The following is a 16,866-nucleotide window of genomic DNA, read 5'->3' on the forward strand; positions in this document are numbered from 1 at the left end:
ATTTATTCAAAATTATAAAAATTCAATGTAAAATCATTTACTCTTCTCATTTCATCAATTGCAATTATATTTATTTGTTCATTTATAATTTTGTAATCAGGATAAGTTGAAATTATAAAACCTGAAATTTTTAAATTTGTTTTTTCAATACTAAATGAATATTTTATGTAATTAAAATCAGATGAAAGATAAGAATTTTTTAAATTTTGAGGAAGACTTTTTATAAATTCAATTGAGTTTGAAATCAAATCTAAAATTATTGGAAAATAATCAATTGATTCATTAGGGATTTCTTTATCGTTATAATAAAATTTGCCATTTTCTTTTTTTATTTCGATATCTTTAGTTAATAGGGGAGATGATATTTTAAAATAACCATTTTTAATATCACAATAGAGATTAAAATTTTCTTTTTTTCCATTAAGGTTTCCTAAAAATTGAACATTGAAAGTTTTTGAATTAATAATTTTATCAATAATTTTATTTAATATTTCATCCTTTTTTGAATTTAGAGAAAATAGTTTTATTTCAACATAATTATCATCTTTGTTTTCTACATCAATTTCATTTGGAATATAGTTTTCTTTAAAAACAAAAATTTTAAATTTATCATTATATCTTTTTAAAACCAATTCGCCATTTTCATTGGTGAAATATTCTTGATTATCTATTAAAACTCTTGCATTAGAAATTCTATTTCCAAATTCATCTAATACTGAAATTTTTATATTTTTTTCTGTTTTATTACAGGAATAGGAAAAAATTAATGTAAAAAGTATAATAAGAAAGAACACTTTTTTCATGATTCAAGATCAATTGCTTTAGCATCTACCCATATGCTTTCAAGGTTATAATATATTCTTTTTATTGGGTTAAAAATGTGAATCATGATATCGCCGTAATCCATAATAATCCAAGTTCCTTCATCGCTTCCATCAATTTTGCTTGGGAGCCTTTTTGCCTCTTTTTTCATTTTCATATAAATATTATCCATAATTGCTTTTGCTTGAATATCAGTATCTGCAGAACAAATAAATAGATAATCAAAAAGATATGTTAATTTTCTTGTGTCAAGACATAATATTTCATCACCCTTTTTTTCTTTTATTGCTTCATAAATTAATTTTAATACTCTATTTTTTCTTTTTCCTGCCATGGATCCTCTTCTTTATATAAATTATTTTTATAAATATAATCTTCAACTTCCTTTGGCACCAAATATTTTATTGTATACCCCTTTTTAATTCTCTCTCTTATTAATGTTGAAGAAATAGATAATGCTGGAACTTGAAGAGGAAAAACTTTATCAATACACTTTTCACCAATTTTAATTAATTTTTCTCTTAATCTTTTTAAACTATATCCAGGTCGAGTCGCAGCAATAAAATAGCACATTTGAAGAAGTTCTTTTGGATTTTTCCATGTTAAAATACTTAAAACAGCATCTGCACCAGTTATAAAATAAAGATCATATTTATCTTCTGGATAAATTTCTCTCAACTCTTTAATAGTATCATATGTATAACATTTCCCTTTTCTATCAATTTCTATTCTTGATACATAAAAGTATGGATTTGAGACAGTTGCAAGTAGAGTCATAACAAATCTTCTTTCTGGATCAAGAAGTTTTATTCTTTTTTTATAACCTGGAATTCCAACAGGTATAAAAATAACTTTTTTAAGGTTAAATTTAACTCTTGCCTCTTCTGCTACAACAAGATGTCCTATGTGAATTGGATTAAAAGAACCTCCCATTATACCAATTGCTTCTTTATTCATAATATTTAAACTCAATACCTCCTATAATAACTCTATCTCCATTTTTTATTCCATGTTTTTTTAATTCTTCTTCAATTAAATATTTTTTCGAAATCTCCTGCAATTTTTTAAAACCATATTGAGAGTCAAGATCAATTCCTTTTATTACTCTTTCTAACTCTTCACTTTCTATAATAAATCTATTACCTTCTTTTCTTATTTTAATTTTAAATTCTTTTTTCAAATCTTTTAATGTATATCTTTTTTCTATAACAATTTTCTCAAAAGTTCTTTTTATTTTTACTTTACCAATTCTTTCAATCAGTTCTTTTATTCCAATGTTATTTATTGCAGAAACTTTTATTGTATCTATATTTTTTTCTTTAAAATAATTTTCTACTTCATCTAAATTATATGTGGGTAAATCGATTTTTGATAAAACAATAAAATATTCTTTGTTCAAAATCTCTTTATTATAATTTTCTATCTCAATTTTTAAATTTTCAAATTGAACTATTGGATTTGGAGAATTTAAACTTGAATCAAGAACAAATATTAAAAAGTATGTCCTTTCAATATGTCTTAAAAATTCTAAACCTAATCCTTTACCTTGAGAAGCACCATCTATAATTCCTGGTAAATCTACAATAGTTATACTTTTTTTATCATCAACTCTTACCTCTCCTATAACTGGCGTAAGAGTTGTAAATGGATATGGAGCAATTTTTGGTTTAGCATTGCTTATTTTTGATAAAATTGTAGATTTTCCAACATTAGGATATCCAATAAGTCCCCCATCAGCTATAATTTTTAATTCAAGTAATATCCTTTTTTCTTCACCCTTTTCTCCTAATTCTCTAATTCTCGGCGCTCTATCTGTTGGTGTTACAAAACTTGCATTACCTCTTCCACCCTTTCCTCCTCTACATACAACGACTTCCTCTCCATCTTCTGTGAGATCTTTAATTAAATCACCTGTTTCTAAATCCCAAACAAGAGTTCCCGGAGGAACTTCAATTATTAAATTTTCTCCATCTTTGCCTTTTTTATTATCTCCCTCACCATTTTTTCCATCTTCTGCTCTAAATATGTTTTTATATTTAAATTTTGTTAATGTGTTAAGATGTGAATTTACTTTTAAAATAATATCTCCACCTTTTCCACCATCTCCACCAGATGGCCCACCATATGGAACATATTTTTCCCTTCTAAATGCTATTACTCCATCTCCCCCATCTCCTGCTTTACAATAAATCTCTGCTAAATCAAATGAATATTTTTTACTGTAATTCTTTGGGATAGACACTTACTCTTTTTCTTCCTCTTTTAACTTCAAATTTAACAACCCCTTCTATCCTTGACAAAATTGAATAGTCACTTGCAAGTAATGTATTTAAACCTGGTAAAATTTTTGTTCCTCTTTGTCTTACAATAATTGTTCCAGGTTTAACTAATTCACCTTCATAATATTTTATTCCAAGATATTTTGGATTTGAATCTCTTCCGTTTTTTGCTCTACCACCACTTTTTTTATGAGCCATTTTTAACCTCCTATCTCTATTCTTTCAACTTTAAGAATTGTTTTTGGTTGTCTATGTCCTAACATTCTTTTATGGGTTGTTTTTGCGTGATAAAAGAAAACTTTAATTTTCCTTTCTCTTATCTGATTTGTAATTTTACAATAAACTCTTGCATTTTTAACATAAGGTGTACCTACTATAATTTCTCCGTCTTTTTTCACAAAAAGAACATTGTCAATAAACACTTCACTTCCAATATCACCTTTAATTTTTTCTACTCTAATAGAATCATTCTCCTTAACAAGATACTGTTTTCCACCAATTTCAACTATTGCAAACACCTATAACCTCCTAAAATTCAATATAACTTTTGAACTTATACTTTATACCAAAAAAATAGATTTAAATCAAGTAGTTTTGTATTTCTTGATAAGAAAAACCAAATGGTCTTAAAAGTTTTTCAATGTAGTCTAAACTTAATTCTTTTCCTTTAAATTTCATAAAATATTTTATAATTTCTATAAAAATTTTTAAAAATTTTTCTTTATCCTCGTTGTATAACTTCTCAATAAATACACCAAAAGTATCAGGGGATAATTCTCCTTTTCCTCTAAATGAAAAAAGTAAGAAACTCATATTATTTATATAATCCTCAATTGAAGTCCATAATTCTAAAAGGTTTAATTCCTTTAAATCTTCTTTAAAATTTTTTGATGAAAGATAATCTTTTAGCCCATCTTTAATTAGAGTATTTATAAGATTTAAAATTTTTTTGTTCTGTATTAAATTCATAAATTCACCCCAAAATTTGAGTTTGAAATTTTACTTATAAACTCATTCCATTTATCAATTGATACTATTCCACCAGTTGCTCTTTCATGACCAAAACCAAGATCTTCTTCAATTGAAGGCTCAAGAAAATTTCTTAAAAATTCTAATAAGGAAATATTAAGAGATGTCCTCATAGAAAAACTAACTTTGTTTTCGATATAACCAAAATTTGCACATATAACAATGTATTTATCTAAAATATTTTTCCAGATTTGAGCAATTATTGGATGAATTAAGTTTTCAGAATTAATTTCAATTATTGCAATTTGTTTTATAAACTTTGGTTTTACCCTTTTCCAATTGTCAATATCTTTTTTAATAATCTCTTTATACTCTTCTAATTTCTTTTTATAATCTGAATTAGATAATAAATCTAACAAACTTTCAGATTCAATTAAATATTTAAATGAAAGATCAATATTAAACTCCTTTACCCTTCTTGCTGAATTGATAAGTGATGAAATATATGAGATCTCCTTTTTTTTATATTTTTTAAATAATTCCTTAATTAAAGGAGCATCTGTATCAGTACCATAATCACCAACTTCTCCTATTAATCCAATATAATCTTTTGGATTTAAATTCATATAATGAAATAATAAAAATGCAAGATATGAAGAAGAGATGTAAGGAGGGGGAGGAAAACTTGAAAAAAGTACCCCTTGAACTGGAACACCTTCTGGTTTATGATGATCAATCAATATTATCTTTTTTATATTATCAAAATCTGTTTTATAAGAACCTAAATCAAGAATAAAAAGAATTGAAGGGTTTGCATCTTTTATTCTTTTTTTAACACTCTCAGAATAACCATTTTCTCCTTTGTTGGGAAAAATTATGTTAAAATTTTTAAAATTTAAGGAATTTAAAATTTTGTATAAAATAGCACCACTTGAAACTCCATCTGAATCAACATGAGTTAATATTAATATCTTATCATCCTTTTTAATTTCATAAAAAACCTTTTCAAATTCTTTTGAAAGTTTTTCTAAATCAATCATATATTATAATTAATTATATGAAAAAGATAGAAAATTCAAAGTCTACTAATAAAAAGGAAGTTGTATCAGATGTTTGTCTTTTTTGTGACGCTCCTTGTTGTAAAGAGAATTTTGTACCATTAACACTTGAGGAGGCAAAAAGTGGAAGGTATGAAGCAGTATTTCTTTCCATTTTTGATTTTAATACAAAAAAAGTTGAGGAAGGGTATTTTTTAAAAAGAAAAAAAGATGGAAGTTGTGTATATTTAAATGAAGTAAACCTTTGCACTATTTGGAGAGAGAGGCCAAAGGCTTGTAGAATATATATCTGTGAAAAAATTAAAGAAGCCTTGAACCATTGATATCAAGATGAAATTCACAACCAAGAACTTTTGAAGCATTTCTACACATTACCATTCTTGATAAAAATATCTCAAAATATTCCATTGGTTTTGAAATTTCAGTATTTATAGTTAATTCAAGAATGATCTCCTTTTTCTTTTCATTAACCCATAAAAAAGATTTTTCAACAGCATAGTTTACTCTATCATGAATATCAAAGTACTCTGGTTTTGTTCTAACCCTTGATCTATGTGCGTCAGATTTATCAGCGAGAACAACTGCAGCAGTTATTGGATTTGATATATGCCCTGTTTTTTCATCATGATTACTTATTGCTTCCATAATTAAAGCAATATCTTCAGGTGGAAAATTCAAATCTTTTAAAACATGAAAAGCTATTATTGCACCAGCAAATGTGTGAAATTCTCTTCCAATGAAATTTCCAATATCATGAAGATATGCAGCAATTTTTGCAAGAAGTTGATCTCTTTCAGAATATCCTAACCTTTTAAGTATATTTTCACTTATTTCTGAAACAAGAGTGAGATGTCTAAATCCATGTTCAGTATAACCAAGAGATTCAAGATATTTGTCTGATCTTTCTATAAATGATTTTATTATGGGATGATTTTTTACAACCTCAAATTTCTCGAGCATCAGAAAATTTCTTCTGAAATTAAATCTTTATCGGTTTCAAAAGATAAAAGCACTGCATCTGGCAAATTAGAAAGAAAGTTCTCAATTTTGTAAACAGTTGAATCTAACTCATTTTTTGAAGTATTCAATGTTAAAAGATATATTTTAGAAAGTTCGCATTTTTCATTTTTTCTATCTTCTGCAAGAGCAACATTAAACCTATTTTTTAACTTTGTTATGACTGAACTTGTTACCCTTCTTTTGTCTTTTAAAGTTTTCGCTCCAGGAATTCCAATTTCAAAAATAATTAATGCATAATACATTTTAAGACCCCTTTTCTTTTAACTCATACTGTTCAATTATATCTCCTTCTTTTATGTCTTTAACACCGTCAACTTTAATTCCACACTCATAACCTTCAGCCACTTCTTTTACATCATCTTTAAATCTTTTAAGTGAAGTAATTTTTCCTTCTCCAATAATTTTTCCTTCTCTTATAACTCTAACCGTTCCATCTCTTACAATTTTTCCCTCTCTGACAATTGAACCAGCAACAAGTCCTACATTACTTACATTAAATAGTTTTTTAACTTCAGCCTTACCAACAACAACCTCAACAAATTCTGGTTTTACTAAACCTTTTACAAAATTAGAAACCCAGTCTTGAAGATCATATATAAGATCAAATGTAAAAATCTTAACTCTTGATCTCTCAGGAAGTTTTTTTAACATTGGATTCTCTTTTGTATTAAAACCTAAAATAACTGCGTTTGATGCAACTGCAAGTAGCACATCTGACTCATTAATACTTCCTACACCACTGTATACATATTCAATTTTTATTTCTCCAGTATCAATTGCATTAATAACATTTTTTACTGCATCAAGAGAACCAAAGGTATCTGCTTTTAAAATTAAATGGAGTTTTTTTTCTTCTTCTAATTTTTCAAAAAGTTCATCCAATGTAATAGGTTTTTCTTTTATAACTTCTTTTTTAGTAAGTTCCATTTTTTCAAGTTTTTCAAGAATAATATCTTCTGAAGCATATCCAACCATAATTTGTCCTGGATAAGGAACTTCTTTTAAACCAAGAACTTCAATTGGAACTGTTTCATTAACTTCTTTAACACCCTTCTGAATTTCTGTATTTATTGTTCTTATTTTACCATAAGTCTCTCCAACCATTACCCAATCTCCACATTTTAAAACTCCAGCCTGTAAAATTAAATTTGCAAGAGGTCCAACTTTAGGGTCAAGTTTTGCTTCAATTATAGTACCTGCTGGTCTTTTTTCATCTGATCTTGAAATCTCTTCAATTTCACCAAGTAGTAAAATACTATCAAGTAATTCATTTACTCCAACACCACTTTTTGCTGATGTATTAACAAAAATTGTGTCTCCTCCCCACTCTTCTGGTAATAAACCATAATTTGATAATTGTTGTTTTACTCTTTCTGGATCTGCACCTTCTTTATCTATTTTATTTACTGCAACAATGATAGGAACATTTGCAGCTTTTGCATGATTTAGTGCTTCAATTGTTTGTTCTTTTACTCCTTCATCTGCAGCAACAACAAGAATAACTATATCTGTAACAAATGAACCTCTAACTCTCATTTCTGTAAATGCTTCATGACCAGGTGTATCAATAAAAATTATCTTTTTATTTTTATAATTTATTTCTGATGCACCAATTTTTTGAGTAATACCACCTTTTTCTCTTAATGCAACATTTGTTTTTCTTATATAATCAAGAAGTGTTGTTTTTCCATGATCAATATGTCCCATCACTGTAACAACTGGAGGACGTGGTTTAAAATTTGGTGGAAGTGGAGGAATTATATCTGTAAGTGGCTTTTTAAATTGATTCGCTATTCTTGCAGCAATTGGAAATGGAATTTCATCATCTATATCTTCTCTAATAATTCCCCATTTTAAAATATAAGGAGTAATAATTTTAAATGAAAGATTTAAATGTTTACATAGTTCTCTTATTTTTATATTTCCTTTTAACTCTTTTTCTCTTCTTTCTCTCTCCTCTTTATCTTTTAAAACAAGTTCTTTAACAACATTTGCTGTATCTTCTTCAATTGTTGAAAGATTTCCCTTTACTTCAACTCCAAGATCACTTAAATATTTAATAAGTTCAGTAGTTGAGATTCCTATCTCTTTTGCTAAACTAAAAACTCTGTACTTTTTCATTCTTCACCTCTTTTATATATTCTAAAAGTTCCTTCTTAATTCTTATTTTTAATTCTGGATCAATTTGAGAAATTCTCAATGCCTTTTCTAATCTCTTTTTTGAAAAAGCATTTTTTATGCATTTCTCATCTTTACAGATATAAGCACTTCTTCCAAATAATTTAAAATATGGATCAAAAAAAATCTCCATATTTTTTGTTTTAACAATTCTTAAAAACTCTTTTTTATCTCTCTGTTTTTTACAGGAGATACATCTTCTTAAAATCTCTTTCATATCTTTATCTAAGTTCAATTGAAAAACCAGTAAGTTTTGAAGCAAGTTTAACATTTATTCCTTCTTTTCCTATTGCAAGAGGTATTTGATCCTGTGGAAGAATTACAATTGCTCTTTTATCAATTATTTCAACTTTATCAATTTTTGCAGGAGATAGAGCATATTTTATATATTCTTTTGGATCATCTGACCACCTTACAATATCTATTTTTTCACCTGCCAATTCTTTTGAAATATTTGTTATTCTAACTCCTTTTGTACCAATACATGCTCCAACAGGATCAATATCGCTTTTATATGAGTGAACAGCAACCTTTGCTCTTTCTCCAGGCTCTCTTACAACTCCTTTAATTTCAACAATGCCATCAATTATCTCAGGTATCTCTTTTTCAAGAAGATATTTTAAAAGATTGTTGTCAACTCTTGATAAAATAATATCTGGTCCTTTTGGAGTTTTAACTACATCAACAATGTATACTTTTAGTTCTTTTCCTACAAAATATTCTTCTTTTGGAATTTTTAAGTTTTTAGGAATTCTTCCTTCACCTCTTTCAAATTTAACAAAAATATCTGGTCCGATTATTCTTGAAACTTTACCAGTTAATACTTTTCCAACTTTATCTTTAAATTCCTCATAAATTGTTTCTCTTTCCAGAGCAACGATTCTTTGAATTAAAACTTGTTTTGCAACTTGCATAGCAACAAAACCAAGTTTTTCAGGAAGTATCTCTATATCTAAAACCTCATCTAAAACGACATCTCTTTTGATATTTTTAGCCTCTTTAAGAGAAATTTCAGTAGAATCTTGAGCCTCTTCAACAACTTTTACTCTTTTATAAATTTTAATTTCACCACTATTTTTATCTATATTAACAACAATATCTCCACTATTTGGAAATTTTTTTTTATAAGCAATTTTAATGGCATCTTCAAGAGATGCCAAAATTTTTTCTTTTGGAATTCCTTTTTGTTTCTCAAATTCTTCTATTGCTTCTATAAGTTCGTTGGACAAAACAGATCCTCCTAAAAACACTCTTTAAATATTATAACATAAATAATTGTTTAAAATAATTTAATTTTATGTAAATTTAATTCCAATTCTATATAAATTATTTTCTATTGGCAATTTATAAACTATTTTTCCTGCTTTTTCAATGTTTAACTCTTTTATTTTTATATTAATTTCATCATTAAAATTATCATATTTTGTTAAAATTCCTATACCTCCATTGCTATAATCTAATAACATAGCTGGTTTATCTTCAATTAAAGTTAAAAAATTTAAATTTATTCTAGGGTATGCTCTCTTTTCATTTTCATAAACTTTCTCTAATTTCGGTAAATGATATTCTTCTATTACAAATCTTTCAGTTTTTACCCATATTGTTATTTTAAAAATCAATTTAAATAAAGCAATAAAGAAACTTGGAATCCAAATATATGTATAAAATGCAAATAAGATGATAAATATAACCTTTTTAAATATATTAACTTTATAAAAATTATTTAATCCAGTGAAAAAAATGGGTATAAAAATAAAAGATATAGTTATTAAAACAATAAATCCAATAAAATTATTTATATTATGAAAATAGTTTAAAATTTCATTTTTTACAAAAATAATTTTCAAGAAACTTAAAAATGAAAAAGATACACTCAAAAAAACAAGAAATACAGTAGAGACAAATGTTAAATAAAAAATTGAATCTAATTTTGTTATAAAACTTGATTTTGATAATAAAATTTTTGGAATGTATATCCAATTAGATAAATGGCCTTGTAACCATCTACCTCTTTGTTTTATTAAACCAATTATATTTTCAACACCCTCTTGTTCAGTAATAATATCATCTGCATATCCTAATTTTAATCCTCTTGAAATTAATCTTAAACCCAATTCTAAATCTTCTGTTAGAGTATTACCCCAAGGTGTTTCGCCTAATTTAAGAAGAGATGATATTTTTGCAAACTGACCATTTCCCCCTAATCCTACACTTCCAAGACTTGCTCTTCCTTTTTGAATAATTTGACTAAAGCCTATAAATTCTATATCTTGCATCTTTGCAAGTAGAGATTTTTCTCTATTGTAAATTCTGATCATTGTTTGGATTGCATCTAAATTAAAATCTTTAAAATAATCACTTATTCTATTTAATGAAAAACTATATGGTTTTGCATCAGCATCAAAAACACCAATTATTATATGTTCATAATCATATTTTTTTAAAAAGTCATTTGATAAATTTAAAGGTTCTAAAAAATTATGTCTAAGCATAAAAAGAATTTGTTTAAAACCAAAATTTAAAACTGCGCCTTTACCAATTTTATTTTCTAAATCTATTCTATCTAACAAAACTACCCTTTTGTCTTTATCAAAAAAAGAAGATACAATTGCTCGAGTATTATCTTTAGAGTTATCATTCAATATTATTAATCTAAAATTGTTACTATTGAATTTTAGAAAATTTTCAACTGTTTTTTTAATAACTTTTTCTTCATTTTTAGCAGGTATAAAAATGAAATAAAAATATTCATCCTTAAAACCATTAATTTTAGGTCTCTTATAAACAAAAGAGATTAGATATAAAAATAAATAATATATACCAATAAAAGTTAATAAAAGTGTTAAAATTGTAGTATTAACAATCATGTTAATTTAAATTATATTACAAATTAAATTTTAAATAAACATATTGAATAAAATTAATTTCTTTGTTAAACTTACTTTTAAATGAAAAAATTTTTAGGATACAATTTATATCCTTTAACATTTGAAGAAACAAAGGAAAAAATAATTAATTTTTTAAAAGAAGATAAAAAAAGAGTTATAACTCCAATTAATCCAGAAAAGATTGTAAAAAGTTTAAACGATGCTAAATTAAAGGAGATTTTAGAAAATTCAGATCTGCTTTTACCTGATGGATATGGAATTGTTATTGCATCAAAAATTCTTGGAATTGGTATTAAAGAAAGAATCACAGGAATAGATATGTTTGAGGCTCTTCTTAAATATGGAGATAAAGAAAATCTATCTATTTATTTTTTGGGTGCAAAAGAAGATGTAGTTAAGGCTGTTATTGAGAAAGTTAAAAAGGAGTTTAAAGGAATAAAAATTGCGGGTTTCCACAACGGTTTTTTCTCTGATCCAAATGAAGTTTTAGAAGATATGAAAGATAAAAAAATTGATATTTTATTTGTTGCTATGGGAAGTCCAAAACAAGAGTATTTCATTTATGATAATTTAAAATATATAAATGCAAAAATTTCAATGGGAGTAGGTGGAAGTTTTGATGTATTTTCAGGAAAAATAAAAAGAGCACCAAAACTCATTAGAAAATTAGGTCTTGAATGGTTTTATAGATTTATTCTTGAACCTAAAAAAAGATTTCCAAGAGTATTACTTTTATTTAAATTTATATTTATTATTTTAAAGGAGAAATTTAAAATTGGAAAAAGTTGATATTCTTGGAATAAAAGTTGATAATCTAACTCAAGATGAGGTTCTTCAAAGATTAATTCATTTTATAAAAGAAAAAAAATTTCATCTTATTTTTACAATAAATTCTGAAAATGCAACAAAAGTTTTAGAAAACAAAAAATTTTTTGAAGTTATAAAAAATGCTGATTTAATTATTCCTGATGGAATTGGTATTATTATTGCATCAAAAATTTTAAAAAAGCCTCTTAAAGAGAGGATTCCAGGAATTGATATTTCTTATAAATTAATGGAGGTTGCAGATAAAGAAGGTTATAAAATTGTTCTAATAGGAGGAAAAGAGGGTATTAGTGAAAAGGCAAAAGAAAATTTAAAAAAAGTTTTTAAAAACTTAAATATTATAAAAACTTATAGTGGATATTTTTGTGAAGATGAAGAAGAAAAAATTGTTTCAGAGATTGAAATGATAAAACCTGATATTCTACTTGTTGGAATGGGATCAGAAAAACAAGAGATATGGATTTGGAAACATAAAGATAGATTTAAAAATATTGGAGTTTGTATTGGAGTTGGTGGAACTCTTGACATTTGGGCTGGAGAAAAGAAGAGGGCGCCAAAGTTTATTCAAAAAATGGGGTTAGAGTGGTTATATAGAGTTTTAATAGAACCAAAAAGATTTTTTAGAATAATTAAAATTTTTAGATTTATTTATTTTATATTTATTGAAAGATGGAAAAGGTCCTTTTAGGTGGATTTTTTGGATTTGAAAATATAGGAGATGATGCAATTCTTCTTTCAGAAATAAAATTTCTTAAAGATAGTGGATTTAAACCTATAATCCTTACAAATAAAGGAAAATCAATTTTTAATGAAGAGGGAATTAATAGATACAATTTTATTGAAATCTTTAAAAGAAGAAAAGAATTTAAATTTTTTATTCTTGGTGGAGGTGGTTTATTTCAAGATAAAACAAGTTTTAGAAGTTTACTTTATTACATTTTTTTAATTAAATTTATGAAATTTTTAAGAAAAAAAGTAATTTTATTAAATGTTGGAATTGGCCCAATTTTAAGAGGTATATCAAGAAAGTTGCTTTTTAATGCTTTAAAAATTTGCGATCTTATCTTTTTAAGAGATTTATACTCATATAATTTTTATAAAAATTTAGAAAATAAATATTTATCCTCAGATTCTTCTTTTTATTTAGATGTAGTGAAACAAAAAAAAGAAAATAAAATTGGAGTTTCTTTAAGAGATTTTGATAAACTAGATTTAAAAAAATTTAAACTATTTTTAGATGGAATTAAAAATACTACTTCTCAAGATTTAGAATTTATTGTTTTTTCAAAAGAAGAGATAAATATTGCAGAAGAATTAAATTTAAATTACTTTTATTCTAATGATCCTATTAAAATTATCGAAAAAATAGGTAAATTTGATTTTTTAATTGGAACAAGATATCATTCGGTTATTTTTTCAATTATGATGGAAACTCCTTTTATTGCTTTTGTATATGATATAAAAGTTAAAAATTTGATTGATGAAATTGGTTTAGAAAATTTAATCTATCCAGGAGAGGATCTTCAAATTTGGCTAAAAAAATTTTATGAAAATTTTGAAAAAAAAGATTATTTGAAAAATGTTTTAATAGAAAAGAAAAGAGAATTTAAAGAAAGAGTTAGTTTTTCTTTTGAGAAAATGATTGAATTTATAAAAAATGAATATCTTTGACATCTTTTCGTTTATTTTTATAAATGAATGTATTTATTGTGGAAAAGAATATGATGGAACAGTTTGCACAGATTGTAGAAAAAAGATATTTATAAGGGGTATTTCAAAAACACAATTAAACAATAAGTTATATTATCTTACACTATACAATAAAAATGGAGAAATTCTAATTGATTATTTAAAAAATAGAAAATATTTATCAATTATAAATTATTTAATAGAAGAATCACTTTTTTTATTAAAAGAAGATTTTGATTTTGTTACTGCTGTTCCATCTCTTAAATTTTTATCATATATTCCAAATCATCTTGAAATTTTTTCTAAGGAGTTTGCAAAAATAAAAAATATAAAATTTATAGAATTTATTGCTAAAAATAAAAAAACAAAAAGTCAAGTGATTCTTTCATTAAAAGAAAGATTTTTAAATCCAATGGATGCTTTTATTTTAAGAAGAGATTACAAAAATTTAATTAAAGGAAGTAAAATTTTACTTATAGATGATGTTTATACGACTGGATCAACTTTAAGGGAGTGTGAAAAATTGTTAATGAATAGTGGAGCAAATGTTATCTCTCTTGTTTTTTCAAAAGCAATTTTAAATATTTAAGGAGGGATAAAGTGGAAAAAACACTTTTAATTTTAAAACCTGACGCTTTCAAAAGATGTCTTGTTGGTGAAATAATTAAAAGAGTTGAAATGAAAGGGTTTAAAATTATTAATATGAAATTTGAATATCTTTCAAAAGAAAAAGCAGAAAAATTATATGAAGTTCATAAAGGTAAGGATTTTTTTGAAAAACTTGTAAATTTTATGATTTCTGGTCCTATACTTGCAATTGAAGTTGAGGCTCCTAATGCAATTCTTCTTATGAGAAAACTTATTGGTGCAACAAAGCCAGAAGAAAGAGAGATGGGGTCAATTAGAGGAGATCTTGCAATAGATCTTACAGAAAATTTAGTTCATGCATCAGATTCAAGAGAAAATTATGAATTTGAAAGAAAAGTTATTTTTGGAGAGTAAAAGAAATGTCAAACTTTAAAGAAGTTGAAGAAAAAGTATTTTCATTGTATAGAGATGGAAAATATGAAGAAGCACTTCAATTTGTACAAAAAATTAAAAAGAATTACTTGAAGTATCTATCAAGATTATACTATTATGAAGCATGTCTATTAAGTGTTTTAAATAAAAAAGATGAGGCAATTAAAATCTTAAATGAAGCGCTTAATTTTGGTTTCTGGTGGTCAGTAAATACTTTAAATAATGAAAAAGATTTCAATTCAATTAGAGATAGCATAGAGTTTAAAGAAATCATAGAAAAAATTAAAAAAATAGAAGATAAAGAGAAGAAATTAATCAAAAGGGAATATCTAATTTTTGAACCGATTGAGATTGATAAAAATAAAAATTATCCAATTCTTATTTTTCTTCATCCAAGAGATTCAAATGTTTATGATTTTTCAAAATATTTTGATTTAGATAATTTAAAGAAAAATTATTATTTACTTTTTCCACAATCTCCTATAAAAACTTCTTTTGATGGATATTCTTGGGATGATGCTGAAACTTCTTATAAGGAAATTATTGAAATATTAAAAGAAGTTTTAGAGAAATATAAAAATATAAATAATCAAGAAATTGTAATTTCAGGTGCTTCTCAAGGAGCAAGAATTTCTCTTGAAATATATTTGAAAAAATTAATAAATTTAAAAGGTTGGATTGGAATTATACCTGCATTTAGAGATTTAAATTATCTTTTTCCTCTTCTTGATTCATTGAAAGGAGAAAATTTAAAATTTTCTTTTATAGTTGGTAAAAAGGATTATTATTTTTATAAAATTGCATATGAACTTAATAATGAATTAATTAAAAGGGAATTTAAAACCTTATTTATTGAAAATGAAAATTTAGGTCATTCAATACCCAAAAATTTTGAAGAACAGTTATTTAATTGTTTAAATTTTATTTTTGGATTTCCAAAGTTTTATAAACAAAATTACTATTAAAATTAACCATATATAGTAGAAAATGAAAGTTAGAAAGAAATTCTTTGGAATAAGAAGAAAAATTGGAAGCCATGGAAGAGAAATATAAGGACATAACCAATTATATATGTAATTTAGATAAGAGAAAGGTGTAGGATGTAATTCAATTTTTTCTAAAAACCAAACTTCATTTGCTAATGGAACTGAAAAGGAATATTTTAATTTAATAAAATATTCTTCTATGAAATTTAACTTAATCTTTTCATTGTCATTTAAAAAGTTTAATATTTTATTATTCACATAATCAATATATTTCTTATCTTCAGGTGTTATATCATGTTCATACCAAGCTGTTAAATTCTTGATTAATATGTCTTCATTTACTTCATTTGGTTTATATAATATTTTACTAACATCATTAAGAACATAATTAAGAGCATAATGATAATCTATATAATACAAATCATAATAAGTTTCATATGGTGAATAACTGAAACAAACAAAGGTAATACCATAACTTCCAAATGTTTTTAAATCTGGAATATAAACAAAAGTCATAAATTTAAATGAAACCCAATAACATTTAGAATAAAAATTATCACAACTATTTATTTTTAATTTTGGACCTCCTACCAATTTTACATATCCAGGACTACCATACATAAAAATTGGATATGTTGGATTAAACTTTGAACCTTTTATGTATTTAAGGTCAATATCTGTTATTTTTTTGTATATTTTTATATTATGTTTATCAAGTTTTAAAAAAACATCAATACATGAACTTGATTTGAAATAAGAAAATCTATAAAGATAATATGGAGTAAAAATAAGGGTTAATAAAATGTAGAATTTCAAAACATAAATTAATAAATTTTTTATAATTTTAATAAATTTTTTCATAGTTTTTTAAATTATTGACCGTGTGGTGGAAAATCAATAAATATTGGATTAGAGAAACAATATGAATAACCATTTCCATAAAAAGTAATTTGAGCTCTAATAAAATTATCCTGATTTATATAAATAGAATAATTTCTGTTAATTTCATATTGATTCCAAATTAAATCATCTATAACAATTCCATCTTTTGTTATTAATTTTATTTCTGCCCATTCACAAGTAGATATAACTCTTTTAGCATATACATTAACAGTAACATAACCAGCAGAAG

Annotated in this window: 23 protein-coding genes; 7 read left to right on the forward strand and 16 right to left on the reverse strand. The window is 25.0% G+C overall.

Annotated features, from left to right (window positions below; all coding sequences use genetic code 11):
* Window positions 1-2: 2 nt before the first annotated feature.
* From QMD25_06595 to QMD25_06630, 8 genes are all read right to left on the reverse strand, one after another.
* A complete protein-coding gene (locus QMD25_06595; protein ID MDI6861651.1) occupies window positions 3-803 on the reverse strand; it encodes a hypothetical protein in 801 nt (266 codons plus the stop codon).
* Window positions 800-1,156 (reverse strand): ribosome silencing factor, encoded by a 357-nt coding sequence (gene rsfS, locus QMD25_06600; GenBank protein ID MDI6861652.1) that lies wholly within the window; start codon window positions 1,154-1,156, stop codon window positions 800-802. Before rsfS ends, QMD25_06595 begins: the two co-directional genes overlap by 4 nt.
* Complete coding sequence (gene nadD, locus QMD25_06605; GenBank protein MDI6861653.1) at window positions 1,126-1,779, reverse strand: nicotinate-nucleotide adenylyltransferase; 654 nt, start codon at window positions 1,777-1,779, stop codon at window positions 1,126-1,128. Before nadD ends, rsfS begins: the two co-directional genes overlap by 31 nt.
* Complete coding sequence (gene obgE, locus QMD25_06610; protein ID MDI6861654.1) at window positions 1,772-3,064, reverse strand: GTPase ObgE; 1,293 nt, start codon at window positions 3,062-3,064, stop codon at window positions 1,772-1,774. Before obgE ends, nadD begins: the two co-directional genes overlap by 8 nt.
* Entirely contained in the window at window positions 3,039-3,299 is a 261-nt protein-coding gene (rpmA, locus tag QMD25_06615) for a 50S ribosomal protein L27 (GenBank protein MDI6861655.1), read from the reverse strand. The genes obgE and rpmA overlap by 26 nt, the downstream gene beginning before the upstream one ends.
* Before the next feature lie 2 nt (window positions 3,300-3,301).
* Window positions 3,302-3,619, reverse strand: a complete 318-nt coding sequence (gene rplU / locus QMD25_06620) for a 50S ribosomal protein L21 (protein MDI6861656.1) — start codon at window positions 3,617-3,619, stop codon at window positions 3,302-3,304.
* A gap of 61 nt (window positions 3,620-3,680) precedes the next feature.
* Window positions 3,681-4,070, reverse strand: coding sequence for a hypothetical protein (locus tag QMD25_06625; GenBank protein MDI6861657.1), 390 nt, complete (start codon window positions 4,068-4,070; stop codon window positions 3,681-3,683).
* Complete coding sequence (locus QMD25_06630; GenBank protein ID MDI6861658.1) at window positions 4,067-5,110, reverse strand: DHH family phosphoesterase; 1,044 nt, start codon at window positions 5,108-5,110, stop codon at window positions 4,067-4,069. The genes QMD25_06625 and QMD25_06630 overlap by 4 nt, the downstream gene beginning before the upstream one ends.
* Window positions 5,111-5,127: 17 nt before the next feature.
* On the opposite strand from QMD25_06630, the gene QMD25_06635 reads away from it, so the two are divergent.
* Entirely contained in the window at window positions 5,128-5,451 is a 324-nt protein-coding gene (locus QMD25_06635) for a YkgJ family cysteine cluster protein (GenBank protein MDI6861659.1), read from the forward strand.
* Here the strand turns inward: QMD25_06635 and QMD25_06640 are convergent.
* The 6 genes from QMD25_06640 to QMD25_06665 form a co-directional block, all read right to left on the reverse strand.
* Window positions 5,429-6,088, reverse strand: a complete 660-nt coding sequence (locus QMD25_06640) for an HD domain-containing protein (GenBank protein ID MDI6861660.1) — start codon at window positions 6,086-6,088, stop codon at window positions 5,429-5,431. The genes QMD25_06635 and QMD25_06640 overlap by 23 nt on opposite strands.
* Entirely contained in the window at window positions 6,088-6,390 is a 303-nt protein-coding gene (locus tag QMD25_06645; protein MDI6861661.1) for a DUF503 domain-containing protein, read from the reverse strand. The genes QMD25_06640 and QMD25_06645 overlap by 1 nt, the downstream gene beginning before the upstream one ends.
* 1 nt (window position 6,391) lies before the next feature.
* On the reverse strand, window positions 6,392-8,269 hold the full coding sequence (gene infB / locus QMD25_06650; GenBank protein ID MDI6861662.1) for a translation initiation factor IF-2: 1,878 nt from the start codon (window positions 8,267-8,269) through the stop codon (window positions 6,392-6,394).
* Window positions 8,247-8,561, reverse strand: coding sequence for a YlxR family protein (locus tag QMD25_06655; GenBank protein ID MDI6861663.1), 315 nt, complete (start codon window positions 8,559-8,561; stop codon window positions 8,247-8,249). Before QMD25_06655 ends, infB begins: the two co-directional genes overlap by 23 nt.
* A complete protein-coding gene (gene nusA, locus QMD25_06660; GenBank protein MDI6861664.1) occupies window positions 8,548-9,555 on the reverse strand; it encodes a transcription termination factor NusA in 1,008 nt (335 codons plus the stop codon). Before nusA ends, QMD25_06655 begins: the two co-directional genes overlap by 14 nt.
* A 66-nt stretch (window positions 9,556-9,621) precedes the next feature.
* Window positions 9,622-11,193, reverse strand: coding sequence for a glycosyltransferase (locus QMD25_06665; protein MDI6861665.1), 1,572 nt, complete (start codon window positions 11,191-11,193; stop codon window positions 9,622-9,624).
* Between the two features lie 81 nt (window positions 11,194-11,274).
* On the opposite strand from QMD25_06665, the gene QMD25_06670 reads away from it, so the two are divergent.
* The 6 genes from QMD25_06670 to QMD25_06695 are packed head-to-tail and all read left to right on the forward strand — an operon-like array spanning window position 11,275 to window position 15,713.
* Window positions 11,275-12,003, forward strand: a complete 729-nt coding sequence (locus tag QMD25_06670) for a WecB/TagA/CpsF family glycosyltransferase (protein ID MDI6861666.1) — start codon at window positions 11,275-11,277, stop codon at window positions 12,001-12,003.
* On the forward strand, window positions 11,990-12,727 hold the full coding sequence (locus QMD25_06675) for a WecB/TagA/CpsF family glycosyltransferase (protein MDI6861667.1): 738 nt from the start codon (window positions 11,990-11,992) through the stop codon (window positions 12,725-12,727). Before QMD25_06670 ends, QMD25_06675 begins: the two co-directional genes overlap by 14 nt.
* Entirely contained in the window at window positions 12,709-13,710 is a 1,002-nt protein-coding gene (locus tag QMD25_06680) for a polysaccharide pyruvyl transferase family protein (GenBank protein MDI6861668.1), read from the forward strand. Before QMD25_06675 ends, QMD25_06680 begins: the two co-directional genes overlap by 19 nt.
* Window positions 13,697-14,317: a phosphoribosyltransferase family protein gene (locus QMD25_06685; GenBank protein MDI6861669.1), complete on the forward strand. Its 621-nt coding sequence runs from the start codon at window positions 13,697-13,699 to the stop codon at window positions 14,315-14,317. Before QMD25_06680 ends, QMD25_06685 begins: the two co-directional genes overlap by 14 nt.
* 11 nt (window positions 14,318-14,328) lie before the next feature.
* Window positions 14,329-14,730 (forward strand): nucleoside-diphosphate kinase, encoded by a 402-nt coding sequence (gene ndk, locus QMD25_06690; protein MDI6861670.1) that lies wholly within the window; start codon window positions 14,329-14,331, stop codon window positions 14,728-14,730.
* A gap of 5 nt (window positions 14,731-14,735) precedes the next feature.
* Window positions 14,736-15,713, forward strand: coding sequence for a hypothetical protein (locus QMD25_06695; GenBank protein ID MDI6861671.1), 978 nt, complete (start codon window positions 14,736-14,738; stop codon window positions 15,711-15,713).
* Here QMD25_06695 and QMD25_06700 read toward each other — a convergent pair.
* Complete coding sequence (locus QMD25_06700; GenBank protein MDI6861672.1) at window positions 15,663-16,595, reverse strand: hypothetical protein; 933 nt, start codon at window positions 16,593-16,595, stop codon at window positions 15,663-15,665. The genes QMD25_06695 and QMD25_06700 overlap by 51 nt on opposite strands.
* Before the next feature lie 11 nt (window positions 16,596-16,606).
* Window positions 16,607-16,866, reverse strand: a 260-nt coding sequence (locus QMD25_06705; GenBank protein MDI6861673.1) for a hypothetical protein, incomplete at its 5' end; no start/stop codon positions are given.

Source organism: Caldisericia bacterium, from assembly GCA_030018355.1.
Lineage (GTDB): Bacteria > Caldisericota > Caldisericia > B22-G15 > B22-G15 > JAAYUH01.

Bases quoted from the DNA above. Each gene is read 5' to 3' on its own strand.
- QMD25_06595 (MDI6861651.1), bottom strand. From the start codon at position 803: ATGAAAAAAGTGTTCTTTCTTATTATACTTTTTACATTAATTTTTTCC.
- rsfS (MDI6861652.1), bottom strand. From the start codon at position 1,156: ATGGCAGGAAAAAGAAAAAATAGAGTATTAAAATTAATTTATGAAGCA.
- nadD (MDI6861653.1), bottom strand. From the start codon at position 1,779: ATGAATAAAGAAGCAATTGGTATAATGGGAGGTTCTTTTAATCCAATT.
- rpmA (MDI6861655.1), bottom strand. From the start codon at position 3,299: ATGGCTCATAAAAAAAGTGGTGGTAGAGCAAAAAACGGAAGAGATTCA.
- QMD25_06625 (MDI6861657.1), bottom strand. From the start codon at position 4,070: ATGAATTTAATACAGAACAAAAAAATTTTAAATCTTATAAATACTCTA.
- QMD25_06630 (MDI6861658.1), bottom strand. From the start codon at position 5,110: ATGATTGATTTAGAAAAACTTTCAAAAGAATTTGAAAAGGTTTTTTAT.
- QMD25_06635 (MDI6861659.1), top strand. From the start codon at position 5,128: ATGAAAAAGATAGAAAATTCAAAGTCTACTAATAAAAAGGAAGTTGTA.
- QMD25_06640 (MDI6861660.1), bottom strand. From the start codon at position 6,088: ATGCTCGAGAAATTTGAGGTTGTAAAAAATCATCCCATAATAAAATCA.
- QMD25_06645 (MDI6861661.1), bottom strand. From the start codon at position 6,390: ATGTATTATGCATTAATTATTTTTGAAATTGGAATTCCTGGAGCGAAA.
- infB (MDI6861662.1), bottom strand. From the start codon at position 8,269: ATGAAAAAGTACAGAGTTTTTAGTTTAGCAAAAGAGATAGGAATCTCA.
- QMD25_06665 (MDI6861665.1), bottom strand. From the start codon at position 11,193: ATGATTGTTAATACTACAATTTTAACACTTTTATTAACTTTTATTGGT.
- QMD25_06670 (MDI6861666.1), top strand. From the start codon at position 11,275: ATGAAAAAATTTTTAGGATACAATTTATATCCTTTAACATTTGAAGAA.
- QMD25_06680 (MDI6861668.1), top strand. From the start codon at position 12,709: ATGGAAAAGGTCCTTTTAGGTGGATTTTTTGGATTTGAAAATATAGGA.
- QMD25_06685 (MDI6861669.1), top strand. From the start codon at position 13,697: ATGAATATCTTTGACATCTTTTCGTTTATTTTTATAAATGAATGTATT.
- QMD25_06695 (MDI6861671.1), top strand. From the start codon at position 14,736: ATGTCAAACTTTAAAGAAGTTGAAGAAAAAGTATTTTCATTGTATAGA.
- QMD25_06700 (MDI6861672.1), bottom strand. From the start codon at position 16,595: ATGAAAAAATTTATTAAAATTATAAAAAATTTATTAATTTATGTTTTG.